At 53.5% G+C, this 24,907-nt stretch carries 19 protein-coding genes and 1 pseudogene; 10 read left to right on the top strand and 10 right to left on the bottom strand.

The genetic code is table 11. The features are described 5' to 3' along the window. Nucleotides 1-148: 148 nt before the first annotated feature. On the bottom strand, nt 149-1,549 hold the full coding sequence (gene asnS, locus OMR58_RS09235) for an asparagine--tRNA ligase (RefSeq protein WP_264545760.1): 1,401 nt from the start codon (nt 1,547-1,549) through the stop codon (nt 149-151). 167 nt (nt 1,550-1,716) lie between these two features. Next, on the bottom strand, nt 1,717-2,922 hold the full coding sequence (gene pncB, locus OMR58_RS09230) for a nicotinate phosphoribosyltransferase (protein ID WP_264545759.1): 1,206 nt from the start codon (nt 2,920-2,922) through the stop codon (nt 1,717-1,719). 262 nt (nt 2,923-3,184) lie between these two features. Between pncB and pepN the strand changes: the two genes are divergently transcribed. Next, nucleotides 3,185-5,800, top strand: coding sequence for an aminopeptidase N (gene pepN / locus OMR58_RS09225; protein ID WP_264545758.1), 2,616 nt, complete (start codon nt 3,185-3,187; stop codon nt 5,798-5,800). A 51-nt stretch (nt 5,801-5,851) separates the two neighbouring features. Here pepN and ssuB read toward each other — a convergent pair. The 4 genes and pseudogenes from ssuB to ssuE all read right to left on the bottom strand — a co-directional run bounded on the left by ssuB (nt 5,852) and on the right by ssuE (nt 9,254). Further along, a pseudogene (ssuB, locus tag OMR58_RS09220) lies at nt 5,852-6,640 on the bottom strand (aliphatic sulfonates ABC transporter ATP-binding protein). Next, nucleotides 6,637-7,428, bottom strand: coding sequence for an aliphatic sulfonate ABC transporter permease SsuC (ssuC, locus tag OMR58_RS09215; RefSeq protein WP_264545757.1), 792 nt, complete (start codon nt 7,426-7,428; stop codon nt 6,637-6,639). Before ssuC ends, ssuB begins: the two are co-directional and overlap by 4 nt. Before the next feature lie 74 nt (nt 7,429-7,502). After that, nucleotides 7,503-8,648 (bottom strand): FMNH2-dependent alkanesulfonate monooxygenase, encoded by a 1,146-nt coding sequence (gene ssuD, locus OMR58_RS09210; RefSeq protein WP_264545756.1) that lies wholly within the window; start codon nt 8,646-8,648, stop codon nt 7,503-7,505. 54 nt (nt 8,649-8,702) lie between these two features. After that, nucleotides 8,703-9,254, bottom strand: a complete 552-nt coding sequence (gene ssuE, locus OMR58_RS09205; RefSeq protein WP_105593418.1) for an NADPH-dependent FMN reductase — start codon at nt 9,252-9,254, stop codon at nt 8,703-8,705. Nucleotides 9,255-9,511: 257 nt separating this feature from the next. On the opposite strand from ssuE, the gene pyrD reads away from it, so the two are divergent. Both pyrD and OMR58_RS09195 read left to right on the top strand, forming a co-directional pair. After that, on the top strand, nt 9,512-10,522 hold the full coding sequence (pyrD, locus tag OMR58_RS09200; RefSeq protein WP_105593417.1) for a quinone-dependent dihydroorotate dehydrogenase: 1,011 nt from the start codon (nt 9,512-9,514) through the stop codon (nt 10,520-10,522). Nucleotides 10,523-10,694: 172 nt separating this feature from the next. Next, nucleotides 10,695-11,240, top strand: coding sequence for a cell division protein ZapC (locus tag OMR58_RS09195; protein WP_105593416.1), 546 nt, complete (start codon nt 10,695-10,697; stop codon nt 11,238-11,240). A 17-nt stretch (nt 11,241-11,257) separates the two neighbouring features. Here the strand turns inward: OMR58_RS09195 and OMR58_RS09190 are convergent, their stop codons facing one another. After that, nucleotides 11,258-12,367 (bottom strand): YcbX family protein, encoded by a 1,110-nt coding sequence (locus tag OMR58_RS09190; protein ID WP_264545755.1) that lies wholly within the window; start codon nt 12,365-12,367, stop codon nt 11,258-11,260. A 136-nt stretch (nt 12,368-12,503) separates the two neighbouring features. Here OMR58_RS09190 and rlmKL point away from each other — a divergent pair, with 136 nt between their 5' ends. The 6 genes from rlmKL (at nt 12,504) to rmf (ending at nt 20,467) form a co-directional block, all read left to right on the top strand. Then, nucleotides 12,504-14,621, top strand: coding sequence for a bifunctional 23S rRNA (guanine(2069)-N(7))-methyltransferase RlmK/23S rRNA (guanine(2445)-N(2))-methyltransferase RlmL (gene rlmKL / locus OMR58_RS09185; protein ID WP_264545754.1), 2,118 nt, complete (start codon nt 12,504-12,506; stop codon nt 14,619-14,621). Nucleotides 14,622-14,627: 6 nt separating this feature from the next. Next, nucleotides 14,628-16,541 (top strand): ABC transporter ATP-binding protein, encoded by a 1,914-nt coding sequence (locus OMR58_RS09180; RefSeq protein ID WP_200561404.1) that lies wholly within the window; start codon nt 14,628-14,630, stop codon nt 16,539-16,541. 18 nt (nt 16,542-16,559) lie between these two features. After that, the gene (pqiA, locus tag OMR58_RS09175; protein WP_105593413.1) at nt 16,560-17,834 is read left to right on the top strand and encodes a membrane integrity-associated transporter subunit PqiA; all 1,275 of its coding nucleotides are present in this window, start codon (nt 16,560-16,562) and stop codon (nt 17,832-17,834) included. Beyond that, nucleotides 17,821-19,461 (top strand): intermembrane transport protein PqiB, encoded by a 1,641-nt coding sequence (gene pqiB / locus OMR58_RS09170; protein WP_200561402.1) that lies wholly within the window; start codon nt 17,821-17,823, stop codon nt 19,459-19,461. Before pqiA ends, pqiB begins: the two co-directional genes overlap by 14 nt. Continuing rightward, a complete protein-coding gene (pqiC, locus tag OMR58_RS09165) occupies nt 19,461-20,021 on the top strand; it encodes a membrane integrity-associated transporter subunit PqiC (protein WP_200561484.1) in 561 nt (186 codons plus the stop codon). Before pqiB ends, pqiC begins: the two co-directional genes overlap by 1 nt. A gap of 278 nt (nt 20,022-20,299) precedes the next feature. Then, nucleotides 20,300-20,467: a ribosome modulation factor gene (gene rmf / locus OMR58_RS09160; RefSeq protein WP_105593410.1), complete on the top strand. Its 168-nt coding sequence runs from the start codon at nt 20,300-20,302 to the stop codon at nt 20,465-20,467. Nucleotides 20,468-20,555: 88 nt separating this feature from the next. Here the strand turns inward: rmf and fabA are convergent, their stop codons facing one another. Continuing rightward, nucleotides 20,556-21,074, bottom strand: a complete 519-nt coding sequence (gene fabA, locus OMR58_RS09155) for a bifunctional 3-hydroxydecanoyl-ACP dehydratase/trans-2-decenoyl-ACP isomerase (RefSeq protein WP_105593409.1) — start codon at nt 21,072-21,074, stop codon at nt 20,556-20,558. A gap of 68 nt (nt 21,075-21,142) precedes the next feature. Beyond that, nucleotides 21,143-22,909, bottom strand: a complete 1,767-nt coding sequence (locus OMR58_RS09150; protein ID WP_264545753.1) for a Lon protease family protein — start codon at nt 22,907-22,909, stop codon at nt 21,143-21,145. Nucleotides 22,910-23,094: 185 nt separating this feature from the next. On the opposite strand from OMR58_RS09150, the gene matP reads away from it, so the two are divergent. After that, nucleotides 23,095-23,550 carry a macrodomain Ter protein MatP gene (matP, locus tag OMR58_RS09145; RefSeq protein ID WP_105593407.1) on the top strand — a complete coding sequence of 152 codons (456 nt, stop codon included), beginning with the start codon at nt 23,095-23,097 and terminating at the stop codon, nt 23,548-23,550. Between the two features lie 88 nt (nt 23,551-23,638). Here the strand turns inward: matP and ompA are convergent, their stop codons facing one another. After that, nucleotides 23,639-24,709 carry a porin OmpA gene (ompA, locus tag OMR58_RS09140; protein WP_105593406.1) on the bottom strand — a complete coding sequence of 357 codons (1,071 nt, stop codon included), beginning with the start codon at nt 24,707-24,709 and terminating at the stop codon, nt 23,639-23,641. Between the last annotated feature and the right edge of the window lie 198 nt (nt 24,710-24,907).

The following is a 24,907-nucleotide window of genomic DNA, read 5'->3' as shown; positions in this document are numbered from 1 at the left end:
TCCTATTCTAGTTACAATAAGAAAATGTGTGTAACAAGATGTAAAAAACAGGGAACTTTGTGAGTCAACTCAAAATTTACAAAAATAAAAAAAGGCCAGCGTGGCTGGCCTTTGTATATATATGAATTTCTTATATTTAATTCTGAAATCAGAAAGAAGCGTTCCGCGGCGTACGTGGGAATGCGATAACATCCCTTACATTTTGTACCCCGGTGACATAGGCGATTAATCGTTCGAAACCTAAACCGAACCCTGAGTGAGGAACGGTACCGTAACGACGAAGATCGCGATACCACCAGTAATCTTCTTTATTCAGCCCCATTTCTGCCAGACGTGCATCAAGAACGTCTAAACGTTCTTCACGCTGGGAACCTCCGATGATTTCACCAATTCCCGGAGCCAGAACGTCCATCGCCGCAACGGTTTTACCGTCATCGTTCAGGCGCATATAGAACGCTTTGATGTCTTTCGGATAGTTTTTCACTACGACCGGGGCTTTGAAATGCTTCTCGGCCAGGTAACGTTCGTGCTCAGAGGAGAGATCGATACCCCATGAAACCGGATTCTCAAAGGCCTGGCCGGATGCCAGCAGGATCTCTACCGCTTCGGTGTAATCGACCTGGGCAAAGTCGGTGGTAACAAACCGCTCCAGGCGAGTGATGGCATCTTTATCTACGCGCTCGGCGAAGAAGGCCATATCATCGGCACGTTCTTCCAATACGGCTTTAAAGACGTATTTCAGCATCGCTTCGGCCAGCGCGGCGTTATCTTCCAGATCGGCAAAGGCGATTTCAGGCTCCAGCATCCAAAACTCAGCCAGGTGACGGCTGGTGTTAGAGTTCTCGGCGCGGAAGGTTGGGCCGAAGGTGTAAATTTTAGAGATTGCGCTGGCGTAGGTTTCACCGTTCAGCTGGCCAGATACGGTCAGGAACGACTCTCTGCCGAAGAAATCTTCTTCGTAGTTGACCTTGCCTTCCGGCGTGCGCGGCAGGTTTTCCAGATCCAGCGTGGATACGCGGAACATCTCACCGGCACCTTCGGTATCGGAAGCGGTGATCAGTGGAGTAGATACCCAGAAGAACCCCTGCTCGTCAAAGAAGCGATGCAGCGCCTGGGCCAGCGTATGGCGCACGCGGGCAACCGCGCCAATCAGGTTGGTACGCGGGCGCAGGTGAGCCACTTCTCGCAGATATTCAATGCTGTGGCGCTTAGCCGCCATCGGATAAGTATCCGGATCGTCAACCCAGCCAACCACTTCTACGTGGGTCGCCTGAATCTCAAAGCTCTGTCCTTCGCCCGGAGATTCCACCACTTTGCCGGTAACAATCACTGAACAGCCGGTGGTCAGACGCAGTACTTCATCCTGATAATTATTCAGAGAATTATTGACCACAGCCTGAACGGGATTAAAGCAGGAGCCGTCATAAACGGCGATAAAGGAAATACCGGCTTTTGAATCTCTTCGGGTACGCACCCAGCCACGTACGGTGACTTCGCTGTCAACCGCAACCCGGCCGTGCAGTACATCCGCTACAGGCACAACGCTCATATAAGTCTCTCACTATTGATCTGAATAGGAATGGTTACCCCAAATTTTGGGTCTTGCTATGTTACTTGCCGGGCGAGGAGAAACAAGAGGAATTCAATGAATGTGGGGAGATTTATTCAGTATTGGCGGAGTTGCGGGCCAGAAAGCATCTGGCCCTGATGGAAGTCCTAACTGGCTTTCTTCACCAGCGGCAGATCGAAAGCTTTACGCAGTGCGCGAACGAAGGCCTGATCCTGGCAAATCGTTTTGCCGGGGCTGTCGGAAAGCTTGGCTACCGGTTTGCCGTTACACTCGACCAGTTTAATGACGATGTTTAGCGGTTTAACCTGAGGAATATCGCAGGTCAGGCGTGTGCCAATACCGAACGCCACGTTAATACGCTGGCCGAAATAGCGGTAAAGCGCCACGGCGCTGTCGAGATCCAGATTATCGGAGAACACCAGTGTTTTGCTGAGCGGGTCGATTCCCAACTGCTGATAATGGGCAATCGCTTTTTCTCCCCACTCCTGGGGTTCACCGGAATCATGGCGCAACCCCTGATAGGCGCTGGCAAAGTTGCGGCCAAAATCGCGCAGGAAGGCATCCATCGTAATGCAGTCGGTGAGGGCGATACCCAACTGATCGGGGTACTCTTCCAGCCAGGCCTGCAGTGCTGCGCGCTGACTGTTCGCCAGTACCGGGCTGATTTGCTGATGTGCCTGGAACCATTCATGGGCCTGCGTGCCCATTGGCGCGATATCCAGCCGACGGGCAATCTCATAATTGCTCGAACCTACCAGCCAAGGGAAATCCTGCTTCAGCGTGCTGACAATCGCCAGATGCACATCCCACGAGAAGCGGCGGCGTGTGCCAAAGTCCATCAAACGGAAGCGCGACATATCCAGATCGGCGGTCAAATCGGCGAACTGGTCGAGCTTGCTTTTGAGCTTATCGACGGCCATTTCAGCCGTCACCAGCGGAGAGCGGTGGCGATGCACGACTTCACTGATCAACGCAAGTAGTGGGACTTCCCACATAATTACTTCACGCCACGGGCCGCTGATACGGATATCCAGCTTGCCCAGATTATTGCGTACCTGAACCTGTTGCGGATCGTATCGGAATTCCCTTAGCCAGGCGAGATAGTCAGCGGTAAAGAAAGGCAGGCCGGAGAGATAGGTGAACTCTTGATCGTTCAACGCCAGCGTAGCCATCATCTTTATCTGCTGCACGATTTCATCGGCATACAGGCCCAGCATATCGTCACCACGGCAGCGAAATTCAGCTGCAACCGTAACGTCATGATACCGGTGAAAAACCGCCTGCTGCATATGAAGTTTGTAGGCGTCGGTGTCCAGAAGCGTAGTCAAAATCGGGGAAGCGTGTCGTGTCATGGTGCGTTTCAGCATCCTCTGGCGAAGAGCGTTATCCCTGGTTCAAATGGAAAAAAGTCGCAGGAGTATAACCCGAATACTCATTTATTGAACCCGATCACAGCACAATTCAGACGGGCTGGTCGAGGACATTATGTGCTCATGTTAACAGTATGTATCATTTTCCATCAATCCCGCGTTTCGTGTGGAATCAACGTGGCAACCGTGCGATAACAGGAATAAACTTGAAATGTTAAATTAATTATCGACGTGAGAAGGACTTATGACGCAACTGCCGCAAGCTAAGAACCGCCATGATTATCGTGCACCCGACTACACGATTACCGATATCGATCTGACGTTCGATCTTAATGCCAGTACTACCAGGGTGACCGCCGTTAGTCAGATTAAGCGACTGGCGCACTCTGACGCTGAGCTGCGTCTGGACGGCGAAGATCTGTCGCTGGTGTCGATTGCCGTCGATGAACAGCCCTGGGAGCATTATCGGCTGGAAGAGGGGGCGTTAATTATCAGCCACCTGCCTGACGCGTTTACGCTGAAAATTGTTAATGAGATCCACCCGGATAAAAACACCGCACTTGAGGGATTGTACAAATCCGGCGAGGCCCTGTGTACCCAGTGTGAAGCGGAAGGTTTCCGTCATATAACCTGGTATCTTGACCGCCCGGACGTACTGGCCCGCTTCACGACAACCATTATTGCCGAGCAGGCGTTGTATCCTTATTTACTGTCGAACGGCAACCGAATTGATGGCGGCGAACTTGAAGGTGGCCGTCACTGGACCAAATGGCAGGACCCGTTCCCGAAACCCTGCTACCTGTTTGCGCTGGTTGCCGGTGATTTTGACGTGCTGCGTGACAGTTTCCACACCCGCTCCGGCCGCGATGTGGCGCTGGAGATCTTTGTCGATCGCGGCAACCTTGACCGCGCCGACTGGGCGATGACCTCGCTGAAAAACAGCATGAAGTGGGATGAAGAGCGCTTCGGTCTGGAATATGACCTGGATATCTTTATGATCGTGGCCGTTGATTTCTTCAACATGGGCGCCATGGAAAATAAAGGCCTGAACGTCTTTAACTCTAAATACGTACTGGCGAAGGCGGAAACCGCGACCGATAAAGATTATCTCGGTATTGAGGCGGTGATCGGCCACGAATATTTCCATAACTGGACCGGAAACCGCGTGACCTGCCGCGACTGGTTCCAGCTCAGCCTGAAAGAGGGGCTGACCGTGTTCCGCGATCAGGAGTTCAGTTCGGATCTGGGCTCCCGCCCGGTTAACCGTATTGACAACGTGCGCGTGATGCGCGGCGCGCAGTTTGCGGAAGATGCCAGCCCGATGGCGCATCCGATTCGCCCGGAGCAGGTGATCGAGATGAACAACTTCTACACGCTGACGGTGTATGAAAAAGGTTCGGAAGTGATCCGCATGATGCACACGCTGCTGGGCGAAGCGGGCTTCCAGAAAGGCATGCAGCTCTATTTCGAACGTCATGACGGCAGTGCGGCAACCTGTGATGACTTTGTGCAGGCGATGGAAGACGCATCGAATGTCGATCTGTCGCAGTTCCGCCGCTGGTACAGCCAGTCGGGTACACCGGTACTGAGCGTGCGCGATGACTATAACCCTGAGCTTGAGCAATATACGCTGCACGTCACCCAGATGACACCGCCGACCGCCGATCGTCAGGAGAAACTGCCGCTGCATATTCCGCTGGATATTGAGCTGTACGACAGCAAAGGTCAGGTAATTCCGCTGCAGCACAATGGCCACCCTGTACATAACGTGCTGAACGTTACCGAAAGCTTCCAGACGTTTGTTTTTGATGGCGTTCCAGTCCAGCCTGTACCTTCGCTGCTGCGTGAGTTCTCCGCACCGGTCAAACTGGATTACAACTGGAGCGACGCGCAGCTCACCTTCCTGATGCGCCACGCGCGTAACGATTTTTCGCGCTGGGATGCTGCGCAGAGTCTGATGGTGAATCATATCCGGCTGAACGTTGCCCGCTATCAGCAAGGGCAGCTGCTTTCTCTGCCGCTGCACGTGGCGGATGCCTTCCGCGCAGTGCTGTTAGAAGAGAACAGCGATCCGGCGCTGATGGCGTTAATCCTGACGCTGCCGAGTGAAAATGAAATTGCCGAGCTGTTCGATACCATCGATCCACAGGCAATCGCGGCGGTACGCGAAGCGCTGGTACGCACGCTGGCTGAGGAACTGACGGATGAGCTGCTGGCAGTATATCGGGCGAATCAAACCGCTGAATATCGTATTGAACATGCGGATATCGGCCAGCGTGCGCTGAAAAATGTCTGCCTGAGCTATCTGGCGTTCGGTGATGCGGCGGCGGCGGATAAACTGGTCAGCGATCAGTATCACCATGCTAACAATATGACCGACAGTATCGCTGCGCTGGCCGCGTCTGTCGCAGCACAGCTGCCGTGTCGTACTGAGCTGCTGGCGGCGTTTGATGAGCGCTGGCATCATGACGGACTGGTGATGGACAAATGGTTTGCCCTGCAGGCAACCAGCCCGGCTGAGGATGTGCTGACCCAGGTCAGAGCATTGCTGAATCACCGTTCGTTCACTCTCGGTAACCCGAACCGCGTTCGCTCGCTGGTCGGGGCGTTTGCCGCAGCCAATCCGTCGGCGTTCCATGCGCAGGACGGCAGCGGCTATCAGTTCCTGGTTGAAATGCTGACCGATTTGAATACCCGCAATCCGCAGATTGCGGCACGGCTGATCGAACCGCTGATTCGTCTGAAGCGTTACGATGCCTCCCGCCAGGCGTTGATGCGTAAAGCGCTGGAGCAGTTGAAGGGGCTGGATAAACTTTCTGGCGACCTGTTCGAGAAAATCGAGAAAGCGCTGAACGCCTGAATTTGGTGCCAGCGTTAAGCAAAGGGGGCGATTACATCGCCCCCTTTATTTTTAGCGCTGTGCGTAGCGCGGTTCAGCGGGAGCTGCCGGGCGCTTCAGCACGCGATCGAGGACTTCGGCTTCCAGCTCGGCCAGCCGTACGGAGCCTTTCCGTCGCGGGCGCGGCAGGTCAATACTCAGATCGAGGCCAATATTTCCCTCCTCTATTAACAGCACGCGGTCTGCCATCGCCACCGCTTAGCTGACGTCGTGCGTCACCAGCAGCACGGTAAAATGATGCTGCTGCCACAGCGATTCAATCAGGTCCTGCATTTCAATCCGCGTTAAGGCATCCAGCGCACCGAGTGGCTCATCCAGTAACAGCAGTCCTGGACGATGAATCAGCGCTCTGGCCAGTGCCACACGCTGTTTCTGACCGCCCGAGAGGGCCGCGGGCCATTCTCCGGCGCGATCGGCCAGCCCGACGGCGGCAAGTGCCTCCAGCGCATTTTGCTTCCAGTCACGCCCTTTTAGTCCCAGGCCGACGTTATCAATGACGCTTTTCCACGGCAGTAATCGGGCATCCTGAAACATTAGCCGGATATCTTCGCGCGCCTCGTTGAGCGGTGCGCTGCCGGCGAGAAGTTCGCCGCTGCTGGCTTTCTCCAACCCGGCCAGCAGCCGTAACAGGGTACTTTTACCGCAGCCGCTGCGACCGACCACTGCCACAAATTGTCCTGAGGGAATATGCAGATCGATGCTGTTCAGTACGGTGCGGCCATTGTACTGTTTGCTGACACCGTTAATGTTTAACGGTGTCCCTGCGTTCAAACGCGCCGGAGCAGAACTTAGCTCGCTCATGCATTCTCCTCTTTTAGTTGATATGCCGGATGCCAGCGCAGCCAGACGCGCTCCAGTAGCTGGGCGCTGACATCAGCCAGTTTCCCCAGCAGGGCGTAAAGAACGATCGCCACCACGACCACATCGGTTTGTAAAAATTCGCGGGCGTTCATCGCCAGATAGCCGATACCTGAATTGGCGGAAATTGTTTCAGCGACAATCAGCGTCAGCCACATCAGACCAAGAGCGAAGCGTACGCCAACCATAATTGAGGGCAGCGCACCCGGCAGCACGACCTGGATAAACAGGCTCCAGCCAGAGAGTCCATAGCTGCGCGCCATTTCCACCAGGCCGCGATCGACATTACGGATGCCGTGATAGGTATTCAGATAGATGGGGAACAGGGTGCCGAGGGCGACCAGAAAGATCTTGGCGGATTCATCAATGCCAAACCACAGTATTACCAGCGGTATTAGCGCCAGGTGAGGGACATTGCGCAGCATCTGTACGGAAGTGTCCAGCAGGCGCTCGCCCAGGCGTGACATGCCGGTTATCAGGCCCAGCAGCAGACCAATTGAACCACCTATGCCAAAGCCCAGCAGGGCGCGCCAGCCGCTGATAGCCAGATGCTGCCACAGTTCCCCGCTGGCGGAAAGTCGCCAGAAAGTGACAAGCACCGACTCGGGGGACGGCAGAATACGTGTGGAAAGCCAGCCGGTTTGAGATGCCAGCTGCCAGACAACGACCAGCAGTACCGGTAGCGCCCACGGCAACAGGGCATTGGTGATATGTTTAGTTGCTTTACTCATGCCTACCTCTGAACCCTCTCGGCGGGTATTGCTGTAAAACCAAAACGTCCGCACATCAGCACGGCGGGGCGTTGTTAGCTTTGAGAAACTTTCTGCGGCGCGAAATCATGCGCAACGTGCTCACCGTGGGCATTGATTTTCGCAGGCTGCGGTACCTCCGGGATCGCCAGATCGAGATGCGGGAACAGCAGTTCACCCACACGATAGGCCTCTTCCAGATGCGGATAACCGGAAAGAATAAAGGTTTCAATGCCGAGGTTAGCGTACTCCTGCATTCTTGCGGCTACCGTCGGGCCATCACCGACCAGGGCCGTACCGGCACCGCCGCGCACCAGACCGACTCCGGCCCACAGATTCGGCGCGATCTCCAGTTTGTCCCGCTTGCCGCCGTGCAGAGCGGCCATCCGCTGCTGGCCGACGGAGTCGGTGCGAGCCAGTGCGGCCTGGGCTTTGGCAATGGTGGCATCATCAAGATGGGAGATCAGTCGGTCGGCGGCCTGCCAGGCTTCCTCATTGGTTTCGCGGACGATCACGTGGAGGCGGATACCAAAGCGTACTTTACGACCCAGTGCGGCGGCTTTTGCCTGTACCTGAGCAATTTTTTCTTTTACCTGTGCAGGAGGTTCGCCCCATGTCAGATAGACATCGACCTGTTCCGCCGCCAGATCCTGAGCGACCTCGGATGAGCCGCCGAACCACAGCGGTGGCCTTGGCTGTTGTACCGGTTTAAACATCAGCCGTGCGCCGCGCACATTGACATGCTTACCTTCATAATCAACGGTTTCGCCTTCCAGCACCCGGCGCCAGACGCGGGTAAATTCTGCTGACTCAGCATAGCGTTCGCGGTGGTCGAGGAACACGCCGTCACCCGCCAGTTCTTCCGCATCCCCACCAGTCACCAGGTTAAACAGGGCGCGGCCGTTGGAAAGACGATCGAGCGTCGCGGCCTGGCGAGCCGCATGGGTCGGTGATGTGACGCCCGGACGAAGAGCAACCAAAAAGCGCAGACGCTGTGTCACCGGAATCAGCGAAGCAGCAACCAGCCAGGCGTCCTCACACGATCGCCCTGTCGGGATTAGCACACCGCCAAATCCCAGGCGGTCTGTTGCCTGGGCAATTTGTTGCAGATAGGTGTAATCCACCGGGCGGGCACCCTGGTTGGTACCCAGATAATGACCATCACCGTGAGTGGGAAGGAACCAGAAGACGGACAGGCTCATCGTTTTACTCCTTAATTCAGGGGCGTGGCTGCGCCAGCAGAAAACAGAAACGGGTTAAACGGCTGCGGCCAGCGGTTGATGGCGGCGGGCCAGCGCATGCCAGAAGGTATCTACCGATTCCTCAAGGCGTGCAGCCAGTCCAGCGGATAATTCAGGCTGACGGTCGTAGTGGGCGATCTGGCTGTCGTCGGCAAATACGCCGTGGAGTACTTCCTGTGCTTTCAGGGCGTTAAGCACCGGCTTCAGCGCATAATCGACCGCCAGCAGGTGGGCAACGGTGCCGCCGGTGGCCAGCGGCAGAACCACCTTATGTTCCAGCGCGCGTTCCGGCAGTAAATCGAGCAGGGTTTTCAGCGCACCGGCAAAAGACGCTTTATAGACCGGCGTTGAAACGATCAGTCCGTCGGCTTTTTCCAGATCCTCCTTAAAGGCCAGCAGGGCAGGGGAGTCAAAGCGCGCGTAAAGCAGATCTTCAGGATGGAAGTTATGCAGATTCCACGGAGTCACCTCAACGCCGCGCTGTTCAAGGGCATGCTGGCACACCGTCAACAGTGCGGTGGAGCGAGAGGGAAAGCGGGGGCTTCCCGCCAGAGTAATAACGCGCATAACCACTCCTTATAGCTAAAAGTTATTAATTAAACACATTCAAGAACTGATTGGCTTATCCTGACAGAGCAGGAAGAGGGGCTTAAATGATTTATCCGGCATTTTTTTGCCATTTTTTTCATATAGCGGCTGGCGGTGTTGACGGTGTCGCTAACATGACGCACTTTTTTTTAGCTTTTACGCCACGACGTTTCCATTTAGTGGCTGAATACCGGATAATACGACCCCGATTTTCTATCGGGACCTCAGGAGTGACCATGTACTATCCCCTCGTTCGTAAGGCGCTGTTCCAGCTCGATCCTGAGCGCGCGCATGAACTGACTTTGCAGCAGCTGACGCGCCTTTCCGGCACCCCCTTCACCGCCCTGATCCGCCAGTCATTACCGTTTAAACCGGTTAATTGCATGGGGCTGACGTTTAAAAATCCGCTGGGGCTGGCTGCCGGGCTGGATAAAAACGGTGAATGCATTGATGCCTTTGGCGCAATGGGGTTTGGTTTTATTGAAATTGGTACGGTCACCCCGCGTCCGCAGCCGGGTAATGATAAGCCTCGCATGTTCCGCGTTGTAGAAGCGCAGGGCATCATTAATCGCATGGGATTTAATAATCTTGGCGTTGACCATCTGGTAGAGAACGTTAAGAAAGCCCACTATGACGGCATTCTCGGCATTAATATCGGTAAGAATAAAGACACGCCGGTTGAGCAGGGAAAAGAAGATTATTTAACCTGCATGGATAAAATTTATCCGTACGCGGGCTATATCGCCATCAACATTTCCTCGCCGAACACACCGGGCCTTCGCAGTCTGCAATACGGTGAAGCGCTGGATGATTTGCTGCAGGCGATTAAAACCCGGCAGGGTGAACTTCAACAGCTTCATCATAAATATGTTCCTGTCGCGGTGAAGATCGCGCCCGATCTTTCTGAAGAAGAATTGATCCAGGTTGCCGATAGTTTGCAGCGACACAATATTGATGGCGTTATTGCGACCAATACGACCCTCGATCGTTCTTTGATTAAAGGGTTAAAACATTGTGATGAAGCCGGTGGGCTGAGTGGCCGTCCCGTACAGCTGCGCAGTACGGAAATTATTCGTCGACTCTCAGCTGAGCTGAAGGGCAGCATGCCAATTATTGGCGTGGGCGGTATTGATTCCCTGGTTTCAGCGCGTGAAAAAATGGAAGCGGGAGCTTCACTGGTACAAATATATTCCGGCTTTATTTACAAAGGTCCGCCACTAATAAAAGAAATTGTGACCCATATTTGAGTAAAAAATGCCAGGGGCTTTATTTTCGCCTCTGGCTCGTTTATATTTTGTTCTGTTAGATCGCTATTAAGTCATTTTGGCGTGTTGCTGTAAGTTAAAAAACAGCCGTTTTTTTCCCGGACCATGAATATTTTTCCGGACATCTGTAACCCTTATTACTACAGGACTCATCATGAGGATAAAACCGGACGATAGCTGGCGTTGGTTTTTCGACGCAGAACAAGACCGTATGATGCTGGACCTGGCTCGTGAACAGCCATTTCGCTCACGTTTTCCCCGCAAGATGCTCACGCCGGATGCCTTTGATGTTTCAGGCTTTTGTGTCGATGACGCTGCACTATTTTTCACCTTTGCTGAGCGATGCCGCCAGGCAGAGCTGGATTCTGAACAGCACGCTGAATTGGTGCTGAACGTGCTGGTGGCGACCCGTTTCCTCAAGCCGCTGATGCCGAAGAGCTGGCATTTTGTGACTCAGACGCACGGTGGCTTCCGTCCTGAGGAAGGCGATCTGGTTTGCGTTACCGTTAGCGATAGCGGTGAGCAGGCGACAATGATCGTCGTTGAATCGGGTGAGAACGCGGCGCTTTGCCTGCTGGCTCAGCCGGAGCTCATTCTGGCCGGCCGCAGTATGATGCTGGGTGATGCGATAAAAATTATGCACGATCGTCTTACGCCTCAGGTTAAACCTGATGCGCTGCGGTTTGCTCGCGCGGTGTAACTCACCGCGCAAGATCCTTAGCGTAGAATCAGATCCCCTGACGGGATACAGCTGCAGCTGAGTATAGTTCCATCCTTCCGTATTGCTCCTTTTTTCAATGCGCTGACCTCACCACTGACCAGAGTGACTTTGCAACTGCCGCAGATCCCTGCCCGGCAGGAGTAGGGAATACGAATCCCCTGCATTTCCAATTGCTCCAGCAGCACCTGCTGATTGTTGCCGCTGAACGCCTGACCGTTCCAATTCAGGGTCACCTCACCGGGCGGTTGTGTATCGACGGTCAGCGTTTCGGTAACTTCACCGCTGCCGTAGGCGCGGGCAGGCTGGCGTTTAATCACCTCAAGCCTGTCGCCACTCCGGATGACGCCGCTGCTGCGGGCGACCAGATTCATTCCGAAGTCGATATCTCCGCTGCCGTCCTGCGCGCTGCGAAAACGCTGGAGCGTGGACAGCGGTTCACCGCTGGGATGTTTGCGGCCACGCTGTGGGCTGATGGTGGTGAACACGCAGCGGCTGCAGGGTTTGGGCAGATCGAAAAGCACATCGCCGATCTTCACCGTTGACCAGCCGTCTTCGGCCCAGGCGTCCGCACCGGTAATCACCAGGTTTGGGCGGAACTGTTCCATCCTCACGCCTGCCGGGCAGCGCTGTTGTAAATCAAACAGTGAGGCTTCATTAACCAACAGATAGGGGAAACCATCGGCGAATCCGAGAGGAACCTGATCAAAATGTTTTACCCGGCGGGTCATGCGGGGGCCAACCCAACGTAGCTGAAGTGGTCGGGGGAAAAAGCTGCTCAGCCACTGGTTGATATTGTCTGGGGCAATCAGGGCGCTGAAGTGGCTTCCCCAGACTTCAGTGGGCTCACTGTCGGGGAGAAAATCCTCAAACAGCACCGTTGCGCTACTGCCATCGGGTGCGCTGAGCTGTAAACCACCCATAATTAAAGCCGGAGTGAACAACACCATTTCGGGATACTGGCGCGCGGTAATAAAGGTGCCATCAGGTTCGGTAAGCATAAAGATGCGATCGAAGGCAAGGCCGCTCTCTAAAGCCTGAGCATGCGAAACCTGCATGCCGCGCATGGATTTTACCGGGTGAATAAATAACCGTGACAGTGTGATCATGGTGCTGACTCCTTGTGCAGCCGGTATATGCCCCCTGTTAAGCCAGGGTTTCTGCAGCAAAAGAAGCTAACTTTATGACATGACGCCATGATTAGCTATAATGCGCAGCAATTTTCTGATGACGATAAGTGACACTATGAATTCTCTGTTTGCCAGTACGGCGCGTGGGCTCGAAGAGCTGTTAAAAAGTGAACTGGAAGCCCTTGGCGCGCAAAGCTGCCAGGTCGTCCAGGGCGGCGTACATTATCAGGGTGACGATCGTCTGATGTACCAAAGTCTGATGTGGAGTCGTCTGGCCTCGCGTATTCTGCTGCCGCTGACAGAATGCGGTGTTTACAGCGATCTGGACCTCTACCTCGGCGTGCAGGCTATTGACTGGCCGGCAATGTTCGGCAGCGATAAAACTTTCGCCGTGCATTTTAGCGGTCTGAACGAGGTTATCCGCAACAGTCAGTATGGTGCGCTGAAGGTCAAAGACGCCATTGTTGACAGCTTTACCCGTAAAGGGCTGGCGCGTCCGGATGTCGATCGCGAACTGCCGGATATCCGCGTCAATGTCTGGTTGAATAAAGACACGGCCAGCATCGCGCTTGATCTCAGCGGCGAAGGCTTGCATATGCGCGGTTATCGCCAGCAAACCGGTCAGGCACCGCTGAAAGAGACACTGGCAGCCGCTATTGTGCTGCGCTCCGGCTGGCAGTCGGGTACGCCACTGGTCGATCCGATGTGTGGTTCCGGTACGCTGTTGCTGGAAGCCGCCATGATCGCCTGCGATCGTGCACCGGGCCTGCACCGCAATCACTGGGGCTTTACCGGCTGGAGTAAATTTGATGCGGCGCTTTGGGGTGAAGTGAAGCAGGAAGCGCAGGCGAGAGCAAAGAAAGGCCTGCAGGATAATACCTCGCGCTTCTTCGGCTATGACAACGATCCGCGCGTGATTGAAAGTGCGCGGGCCAACGCCCGTCGTGCTGGCCTGGCTGAGCGGATTAGCTTCACCCTTCAGGATGTGCTGAAGCTGCAAAATCCGCTGCCGGAAGGTCCGGCGGGTACGGTGCTGAGCAATCCACCTTACGGTGAGCGTCTGGAAAGTGAACCTGCGTTGATCGCGCTGCACAGTCAGCTGGGCCGCCTGATGAAAGCTCAGTTTGGCGGCTGGAATCTGTCGCTGTTCAGCGCTTCACCTGAGCTGCTGAGCTGCCTGCAGCTGCGTGCAGATCGTCAGTTCAAAGCAAAAAATGGTCCGCTGGACTGCGTGCAGAAAAACTATCAGCTGGCCGCGAACCCGTCTGGCGGTGCCGTAGCACAGCTGGCGGATGATTATGCCAACCGCCTGCGTAAGAATCTGAAGAAGCTGGATAAGTGGGCGCGCCAGGAAGGGATTGAGTGCTATCGCGTCTATGATGCCGACTTACCGGATTATAACGTCGCCGTTGACCGCTACGCTGACTGGGTGGTGGTGCAGGAATATGCGCCGCCGAAAACCGTTGAGCCAGCTAAAGCGCGCCAGCGTCTGTTTGATGTCATTGCCGCAACGCTTAATGTCATGGAGTTACCGACCAACCGGCTGGTGCTGAAAACCCGTGAAAGGCAGAAAGGGAAAAATCAGTATCAGAAACTGGGCGAGAAGGGGGATTTTTTCCAGGTCAGCGAGTTTAACGCCAAACTGTGGGTCAATCTGACGGATTATCTCGATACCGGTTTGTTCCTCGATCATCGCATCGCCCGCAAAATGCTGGGCCAGATGAGTAAAGGCAAAGACTTCCTTAATCTGTTTGCCTACACCGGTAGTGCCAGCGTTCACGCCGGCCTTGGCGGTGCGCGCACCACCACCACGGTCGATATGTCGCGGACCTATCTGGAGTGGGCAGAACGTAACCTGCGGCTTAACGGTTTAACCGGTCGCCAGCATCGACTGATGCAGGCAGACTGCCTGAACTGGATGCGCGAAGCCGATGAACAGTTCGATCTGATCTTTATCGATCCGCCAACGTTCTCTAACTCCAAGCGAATGGAGGAGAGTTTTGATGTGCAGCGCGATCATCTGGATCTGATGAAGGATCTTAAACGTCTGCTGAGAGTGGGCGGCACCATTATGTTCTCTAACAATAAACGCGGCTTTAAGATGGACTTTGCCGGGCTGGAAGCGTTGGGTCTTGAGGCTCGCGACATTACCGCCAAAACACAGTCACAGGATTTTGCCCGTAACCGTCAAATTCACAACTGCTGGCTGCTGACGCACGCCGGTAAGGAATAAGTATTTATGTCACTAATCAGTATTCATGGCGCTTATCTTTCATTCAGCGATGCGCCGCTGTTGGATAACACTGAACTCCATATCGAAGAGAATGAGCGCGTTTGTCTGGTCGGGCGTAACGGTGCCGGTAAATCCACGTTGATGAAGATTATCAACCGTGAACAGCCTCTGGACGATGGTCGTATCATTTATGAACAGGATCTGATCGTCGCTCGTCTGCAACAGGACCCACCGCGCAACGTGGCAGGCTCGGTGTATGACTTTGTTGCCGAAGGGGTGGAAGAGCAGGCGGAGCACCTGAAAGCCTATCACGCTATTTCTCATCTGGTGATGGAAGATCCGAGCGATAAAAATCTCAATGAGATGGCGCGTCTGCAGTCGATCCTCGACCATCAAAATCTGTGGCAGCTGGAAAGCCGTATTCATGACGTGCTGGAGAAGATTGGTCTGGATGGTGACGCTGAACTTTCTTCCCTGTCCGGTGGCTGGCTGCGTAAAGCGGCGCTGGGGCGCGCGCTGGTCAGCAACCCAAAGGTGCTGATGCTTGATGAGCCAACCAACCACCTGGATATTGAAACCATCGACTGGCTGGAAACGTTCCTGAAAACGTTCCAGGGCAGCATCATCTTTATCTCTCACGACCGTTCATTTATCCGCAATATGGCAACGCGTATTGTCGATCTTGACCGCGGCAAGCTGGTGTCCTGGCCGGGAGATTACGATCAGTATCTGCTGGGCAAAGAGGAAGCGCTGCGCGTTGAAGAGATGCAGAACGCTGAATTTGACCGCAAGCTGGCGCAGGAAGAAGTGTGGATACGCCAGGGCATCAAAGCCCGTCGTACTCGTAATGAAGGACGCGTACGCGCACTGAAGGCCTTGCGCCGCGAACGTTCCGAACGTCGTGAAGTGATGGGCAAAGCCAACATGCAGGTGGAAGAAGCATCACGCTCCGGCAAAATTGTCTTCGAACTGGAAAACGTCAAATACGGTATTGCGGGCAAGCAGCTGGTTAACGATTTCTCTCGTCAGGTTCAGCGCGGCGATAAAATTGCTCTCATCGGCCCGAACGGCTGTGGCAAAACGACATTGCTGAAGCTGATGCTGGATCAGCTAAAGCCGGACAGTGGCCGAGTGCATATTGGTACTAAACTGGAAGTGGCCTACTTCGATCAGCACCGTGCCGAGCTGAACCCGGACCGCACGGTTATGGACAACCTGGCCGAAGGTAAGCAGGAAGTGATGGTAAACGGTAAACCGCGTCATGTACTCGGTTACTTACAGGACTTCCTGTTCCATCCAAAACGTGCGATGACGCCGGTGCGAGCCTTGTCCGGTGGAGAGCGTAACCGACTGCTGCTGGCTCGTCTGTTCCTGAAGCCGAGTAACCTGCTGATTCTCGATGAACCGACCAACGACCTGGATGTAGAAACGCTTGAGCTATTGGAAGAACTCATTGATGGTTACCAGGGAACGGTACTGCTGGTTAGCCACGATCGTCAGTTCGTGGATAACACCGTCACCGAATGCTGGATCTTCGATGGCACTGGTGAAATTGGTGCATTCGTTGGTGGCTACCATGATGCCCAGCTTCAGCGTTCTGCCTGGAAACAAAACCGTGCTGCCGCTAAAAGTGCGCCTTCTCAACCTCGTCAGGAAAGCGTAAAAAGCGAAGCAGTGAAAAAACCGGCTGCTAAGCTGAGCTACAATTTACAGCGTGAACTGGAACAGCTGCCTCAGAAAATGGAAGAGCTGGAAGCACAGCTTGCTGCATATCAGGCGCAGGTTGCTGATGTAAACTTCTTTAACCAGCCGCACGAGGCGACTCAGTCGGTTCTGGATGCGCTGGCAAAAGCCGAACAGGAACTGGAAACGGCGTTTGAACGTTGGGAATACCTTGAGTCGTTAAGTAACGGCGCGTAATTTTATTGAGGGAAAGGTATGTGTTCGTCGCACCACGCACATCAATGGATTCTATGTCCGCAGTGTGACCTCATGACACAGTTGCCCGTGCTTCTGCCGGGCAGCAAAGCAAGCTGCCCGCGCTGTCATACCACACTTCACTCCAGCTGGGTTGAGCCGCTCAGGCGGCCGGCTGGCTATGCGCTGGCGGCGCTGTTTATGCTGCTGCTGGCTAACCTCTTTCCCTTCGTTAATATGCGGGTTGCGGGTTTAAGCAGCGAAATTTCCATGATGCAGATCCCTCAGGTAATGGTTTCTGAGGACTACAGCAGTCTGGCTACGCTGTTTATGCTCTTCGTTCAGGGCGTGCCCGCGTTCTGCATGATAGCGATCCTGCTGCTGGTCAGCCCGTTAAAACTGCCGCTGCCGTTGAAACGGGGTATGACCCGCATCCTGATGCAGCTGCGGAGCTGGGGCATGGCGGAAATTTTCCTCGCCGGAGTTCTGGTCAGTTTCGTTAAGTTGATGGCCTATGGCGACATCGGCATTGGTAGCAGCTTTATCCCCTGGTGCCTGTTTTGCGTACTGCAACTGCGGGCATTTCAGTGCATAGAACGTCGGGTGCTTTGGCAGCGAGTTGCGCCATTACCCGCTCTGCCTGCGCGTCCGGTGGCGGGCATTAGCGGCCTGCGGCAGGGTATGCGCTCATGCTCATGCTGTACCGCAGTGCTGGCCAGCGATCGGTTAGTCTGTCCGCGCTGTGGGAGTCATGGCCATGCACGGCGTAAGCACAGTCTGCAGTGGACGCTGGCGCTGCTGTTGACCTCCATACTGCTTTATATTCCCGCTAACCTGATGCCAATCATGATCACCGAAGCGCTGGGTAACAAGATGGGTTCAACCATCATGGCCGGGGTTATCCTGCTGTGGAGCGATGGTTCCTATCCGGTAGCACTAGTGATATTCATTGCCAGTATCATGGTACCTTCATTGAAAATGCTGGCTATCGGCTGGTTGTGCTGGGATGTCAAGGGAGACAGTCGGCATCACCATGACAGTGAACGGATGCATAAAATTTATGAAATGGTCGAGTTTGTCGGACGCTGGTCAATGATTGACGTTTTTGTTATTGCCGTACTGTCGGCACTGGTGCGTATGGGGCGGTTGATGAGCATCTATCCCGCAACGGGCGCGCTGTTATTCGCGATGGTGGTGATCCTGACAATGTTTGCTGCTATTACGTTTGATCCCCGACTAACCTGGGATCGGGTGAAAGATAAGAGTACTGAGGAGTCGTTTAGTGACGGACAATAATCACAGCACCGCCAGGGTAGAACATATTAAACGCTGGTCCCCGGTTTGGATCGTGCCGATTGTGACCGTGCTGATCGGCGCATGGATACTGTTTTATCATTTCAGTCATCAGGGGCCGGAAGTGACCCTGATTACTACCAATGCAGAAGGCATTGAAGGTGGAAAAACCACCATTAAAAGCCGCAGTGTGGATGTCGGCATCGTAGAGAGCGCGGTGCTGACCGACGATCTGCACCACGTTGAAATTAAAGCGCGTCTTAACTCTGGTATGGAGAAACTCCTGCGCGAAGACAGTGCTTTTTGGGTCGTCAAACCCACTATTGGCCGCGGTGGCGTTAGCGGTCTGGGAACGCTGTTGTCCGGAGCCTATATTGAGCTTCAGCCCGGTGCAAAAGGCGAAAAAGCAAAACAGTATGAACTACTGGATGCACCGCCGTTGGCTCCACCGGATGCAAAAGGGATCCGCATCACTCTGGACAGCCGCAAAGCCGGCCAGCTAAACCCGGGCGATCCGGTCCTGTTCCGTGGTTATCGCGTTGGTTCAGTAGAAACCAGTTCATTCGATACCGATAAACGTATGATCGGCTATCAGTTGTTTATTGCCGCGCCTTACGATCGGCTGATTACCACCAATGTTCGCTTCTGGAAAGACAGCGGCATTGCGGTTGATATGTCCGCATCGGGGATGCGGGTCGAAATGGGATCGCTGGCAACGCTGCTAAGCGGTGGGGTGAGTTTTGACGTACCGGAAGGCTGGGAGCTGGGTAAGCCCGCTGAAAATAAAGCGGAGTATCGGTTATTTGACGATCAGCGTAGCATTCAGGATTCTCTCTACAGCGAGCACAAAGATTTCCTGATGTTCTTTAACGAATCGGTTCGCGGCCTGAATGCGGGTGCGCCGGTTGAATTCAGGGGTATTCGCCTTGGTACCGTGGCTGAAGTACCGTTCACCGCGCCGGGTATCGCTCAGCGCCTGAATAACGATTACCGCATTCCGGTGCTGATCCGTATAGAACCAGAGCGTTTCCGTAAGCAGCTGGGAGAAGGTTTCAACTTCGAGCAGCATCTGAAAAGTGGTATCAGTGAGGGGTTACGCGCCTCCCTTAAATCTGCCAACTTGCTGACCGGTTCGCTATACGTGGATCTGGATTTCTATAAAAATGCCAAAGCGGTAACTGGTTCGTCTAAATTTGGAGATTACGAGCTGATTCCGACGGTCAGCGGTGGACTTGCGCAGCTTCAGGAAAAGCTGGTGGAGTCGCTGGATAAGATCAATAACCTGCCGCTGAATCCGATGCTGAACGAGGCAACCGGTACGCTGAAAGAGAGCCAGCGCACGCTGCGCGAGCTGCAAAAAACGCTGGATAACCTCAATCAAATCACTTCCAGTCAGGCGATGCAGGAGCTGCCGGCAGATATGCAGAATACGCTACGTGAACTGAATCGCAGCATGAAGGGCTTCCAGCCAGGATCGCCGGCTTACAACAAAATGGTGGCGGATTTGCAGAGTCTGGATCAGGTGATGCGTGAGCTACAGCCGGTGCTAAAAACGCTGAACAATAAAAGTAATGCGTTGGTGTTTGAAGCGAAACCCGGTCAGGACCCACAGCCGAAGAGGGCGAAATGATGATGAAATGGATACCCTTAGCGCTGATACTTGCGGTGACTGCCTGCAGCAGCACGCCAGAAACACGCTATTATCAGTTGCCTGTTGCAGGCAGTAATACGGTGGTGAGCAGTCAGACTTTTTCCCGGCCAATCTGGGTAGAGGCGGTATCGATCCCGGATTATCTGGCAGGTAACGGCGTGGTCTATCAGAGCAATGACGTTCAGTACGTTATCGCCGCTAACAATCGCTGGGCCAGTCCGCTCGACCAGCAGCTACAGCAAACGCTGGTCAGTAATCTGAGCCGTGAATTGCCCGGCGCGGTGATTTCTTCTTCGCCCCTTGGTCAGCAGCACGATACACTCAACGTGACGGTCACCGGCTTTCATGGGCGCTACGATGGCCGTGCAGTGATCAGTGGTGTGTGGATGCTGCAGCGTGAAGGCCGCTTAGAGAAGCGTGCGTTTATGCTGGACCTGCCGCAAAGCGAGGACGGTTATGATTCGCTAGTCAGAACGCTCTCTCAGGGATGGCAACAGATCTCGACCCAGATCGCAAATGCGATAAATCAGCAACGTTAGTTATTATTTTTACAAATGGCCTAAGCCTTTGATTATCGCAAAATGAGACTTTTGCATAATCGAAGGCTTTTTTATTGCTAATCATCCACCTGTAACCTTTCAGTACCAATAAACAATGCAAAATTATGAAAATGCCAGGTCATAAATATGACATTGGCGTGAAATTTGCGCATTGATCTTTTATTACCGCAGAGGTAGAACTTAATTGTGGCTGCGCACTCAGTAGCCACTGTTTTCTTTCCACCAGATTCCACCAGACAAAATGAGGGAAACGCGGCATGAAGAGACAGAAACGAGATCGCCTGGATCGGGCACATTCACGAGGTTATCAGGCGGGCATTACCGGACGCTCAAAAGAGATGTGTCCTTACCAAATGCTAGATGCTCGATCTCACTGGTTGGGAGGTTGGCGACAGGCCATGGAGGACAGGACGGTTACCGCGTAACGCCTGTTCAACGTAAAGGAATAAACCTCCGCTGCTGCGGAGGTTTTCGGTTCTGCAGGTCATTGTTTTGCAACAATGACCAGAACGATTAGAAAGCAGTTGTATCTTTGAACAGACCTACTTTCAGGTCGGTAGCGGTGTAAATCACCTGGCCATCGACCAGCACTTCTCCATCAGCAACGCCCATCACCAGTTTACGGTTAATAACGCGTTTAAAATGAATACGGTACGAAACCTTTTTCGCCGTTGGCAGGACCTGGCCGGTGAATTTCACCTCGCCAACGCCCAGCGCACGGCCTTTACCTTCAGCGCCTAACCAGCCGAGGTAAAAACCGACCAGCTGCCACATTGCATCCAGACCCAGGCAGCCAGGCATAACCGGATCGCCAATAAAGTGGCAGCCGAAGAACCACAGGTCCGGATTGATATCCAGCTCGGCCTCAACAAAGCCTTTACCGTAGTTGCCGCCATCTTCTGTCATTTTGATTACGCGGTCCATCATCAACATATTGCCGGCTGGCAATGGCGGGCCTTCTGCACCAAAAAGTTCACCGCGACCAGAAGCAATCAGGTCTTCTTTTGTATAGGATTCGCGTTTATCTACCATATTCTCAATAAGCCTTATTTTAGTGAATCACGAATTTTAGCTAACACGTGTACGCTGAACAAGTCCGATCAGCGCTGGTTGAACCAGTTTAACCAACGCAGTGCCCACGGAAGCTGTCGTGCATCCTGTTGGTTAATCTGAGCAATGCGATCCTGAATAGAACGCAGCAGGCAAGGATCGTTCTCCTTGTCCCATTCAACACCCGTTAACAACGGCAGGGCTTCATCCACGCTGGATACGGCCCACAAATGGAATTTACCTTCCCGCACAGCATCTACAACTTCTTGTTGTAACGAGAGGTGACGTACGTTGGCCGCAGGAATAATAACGCCCTGATTGCCATTTAGCGTACGTTGATTACAGATATTGAAGAAGCCTTCAATTTTTTCATTTAATCCGCCCACGGGCTGAACGCGACCAAACTGATCGACGGAACCGGTAACGGCAATTTGCTGATTGATTGGCTGTAAAGCGAGTGCGCTGATTAATACGCAAAGCTCTGCCAGCGAGGCGCTGTCGCCATCAACTTCTGAGTATGACTGCTCAAATACCAGAGAAGCGGAGAAGGGCAGCTGTTGGTCCAGCTCCAGCTCGGCGATCAGCCAAGCCTGCATAATCATCATGCCTTTAGCATGGATATTTCCACCGAGTTCTGCTTTACGCTCTACATCGGTAAACTCGCCGTCACCTACATGCACCACGCAGCTGATACGCGAAGGCTCACCAAACGGACGTGGGTGACCCGGGAAATCGATCACCGAAAGTGCGTTGATTTGGCCAACCATTTCACCTTCGGTTTCGATCAGAATCTGGTCAAGCAGAATGTCATCACGGACGCGCTCTGAAAGGAAACCTTCACGCCATTCGCGGGTAGTGAGAGCGTCGCGTAAATTTTCACCGTTTACGTTCTCATCTTCACTGTAAAGTGCAGCATCCTGCAGCTGACGTGCCAGCCAGGTTGGATCTAGCGGAAGTGTCTCCTGATCGCCGGTATAGCGGGCTGCTTCGCGGATGAGCACTGGCCAGAAATCAGCTGCCGGGGCTGGATAACCAAGGCTCTGTGCAATGTTGAGCACCCACTGCATCCAGTTAGTGAATTCTTCCTCATCAACCAGCTGGATGTTCTCTTCAAACTCGCTGTAAAGCGACAGTGAAGCCAGCTCGGGTTCCATATCCTGGAAATCAGCCAGTGCATCACGATCGCCGGTGAGAACCAGACGAAGCTGCATCGGCATTGACGGGACGTCTAGCGGGAGAGGCCGTGTTTCATCCTGCGAATACCAGTCAAAGCGCTGGTTGACTATGATTTTTTTCAGGCGTAGCCAGAGTAATGGCTGTGCCAGCAGCGCGCGCAGGGAGAGAATCAGCACGCCGCCGTTGGCGCGGTGAACAAGACCCGGAGACAGCGTGAGTATTGAGTTATAAACACGAACACAGCCAAAAAGCTGCTCGGCTTCGATCCAGTCAGCCTGATGAACGCCGCCGGTGCTGGCAAAATTATCATCTGAACTTTCCGCAGGGCGCCAGATGACCTTCTGCGGTTCAACCAGGTAGTGCCCACCGTATAACAGGTTTGCATCATCCTCTTCATCTGATTCGACGAGGGAAGAGAGGACATCCTGTAGCAAAGCCAGATATTCGGCGCTTTCGGCGCTTTTGACCAGCATAAGCGGTACTTTAGCCGGGGTTTGCAGAAGCAGGCTGAGGCCGTTGAACAGGCGAGACTGCACGTTAGCAAAACACTCTGTCTCAGTGGTGGCAGCCTGTGAGATGAGATGCTGGAAGCGTTCTGTATCGGGCTGTAGGGCGCGCCACTCTAATCGGTTGTTGGTCAAAGTTATCGTATTTTTCTGAAATGAATAAAAGCGGCATTATACAATAATTCAGCCTGTTAAGCACAGCAGACATGCGGTTCTGTATTAACTGAATTGAGATTCACGGCCTGGTTCCGGTTTTCTTTGCAGCCAGATTAAAAAAAGCTGTTATTCTTAACTTGTTATAGGATCAGCATGAGATTCCGATGAAATATCAACAACTGGAAAATCTTGAAAGCGGATGGAAATGGAAATACCTCGTCAAAAAACACCGCGAAGGTGAAGCGATCACGCGCTATGTCGAGTTAAGCGCAGCGCAGGCGGTCGTGGATGAGTTGTTGGCGATGGAGAATACTCCCAATCTGGTTTTGACCTGGATTAACCAGCATATTAATCCGGCTCTTGAAAACCGTATGAAGCAGACGATTCGCGCGCGTCGTAAACGCCATTTTAATGCTGAACATCAGCATACGCGGAAGAAGTCTATCGATCTGGAATATCTGGTGTGGCAGCGTCTTGCTGGACTGGCGCAGCGCCGTAACAGTACGCTTTCGGAAACGGTGGTGCAGCTCATTGAGGATGCGGAACGTAAAGAGCAATATGCCAGTCAGATGTCCTCACTTAAGCAGGATCTTAAGGCTATTCTCGGAAAACCTGAATAACAGGACGGGAAGCAATTTAACTCTCAGATGCTGTAATGAAGGAAATAAAAAACCCCGCCGAAGCGGGGTTTTTTGCTCAAAGCGTCACTTAAGCCTGAGGCTGAGTTACAACGTCTTTGATGCCTTTAACTTCGATTTCTACGCGACGGTCTGGCGCCAGGCAGTCGATCAGAGCCTGACGGCCTTTCACGCTGTCACAGGTGTTGCCAGTAACTGGGTTAGATTTACCCTGGCCACGTGCAGAGATCTTGTTAGCTGGGATACCTTTAGATACCAGGTAGTCCACTACTGACTGAGCACGTTTCTCAGACAGTTTCTGGTTGTATTCTTCAGAACCGATGCGGTCTGTGAAGCCCAGTACTACAACAGAGCCATCTTTAGGGTCCAGATTGCTCAGCTGGGTGTACAGCTGATCCAGAGCCTGCTGACCTTCTGGTTTCAGAGTGGCTTTGTTGAAGTTGAACAGCACGTCAGACTTCAGGGTGAAACGCTTGGTTTCAACAACTGGAGCTGGAGCTGGTGCTGGAGCTGGTGCTGGAGCAGCAGCTTCTTCCTGACCGAAACGGTAAGAAACACCTACGCTGAACATAGAGTTGTCAGGACGTGCACCAACGGTACCTGCGTCACCGATGTTGTTAACCCACTGGTAGTCCAGACGGGTTGCCCAGTTTGGAGTCAGAGCATATTCAACACCCACTGCTGCCAGTGGAGAAACGCCAGTGTCGTGATCGCTGATGCGATCGCCGCCAACTACCTGCTGAGTGGAGTCAGCACGCCAAACCATACCACCCAGACGGGTGTACAGGTCCAGGTTGTCCAGAACCGGGTAGCTCAACTTAGCTGCCAGCTGAACGCCCTGCGCTTTGAATGCGCCATTGACCTGATCGCCTTTGTTAGGCATACGGCCCAGCCAGTCATAACCCAGTTCGAAGCCCAGGTATGGATTCGCCTGATAACCAACGAATGCACCAGCACCAAGCTGGTTTTCATGAGTTGGGCCGTCGTTGTTTTGGTAACCGTTACCGTAGTAACCTTTGTCGTGGTACTGAGACCAGCCCAGTTTAGCACCGGTATACCAGGTGTCATCTTTAGGAGCGGCCTGCGCTACGGTAGCGAAGCCAGCCAGTGCCACTGCAATTGCGATAGCTGTCTTTTTCATTTTTGCGCCTCGTTATCATCCAAATAGGCAATGAGCTTAAATTAAGCTCTTTGGTTAAATCCTTTGCCGGGTTGTCATGCTCGTTTATGACTCTTCCAAAAAAAGGAGGTTATTGAGCACCCTGGCGAGATAAAGTCTACAACGTACTAGCAAACTTACAAGTGTGATATGACGCTGGCCGGTAAAAAAATGGGGAAT

Source organism: Erwinia sp. INIA01 (assembly GCF_025947915.1).
GTDB classification, from domain to species: domain Bacteria; phylum Pseudomonadota; class Gammaproteobacteria; order Enterobacterales; family Enterobacteriaceae; genus Erwinia; species Erwinia coffeiphila.
This window is presented reverse-complemented; position numbering and strand designations above follow the sequence as displayed.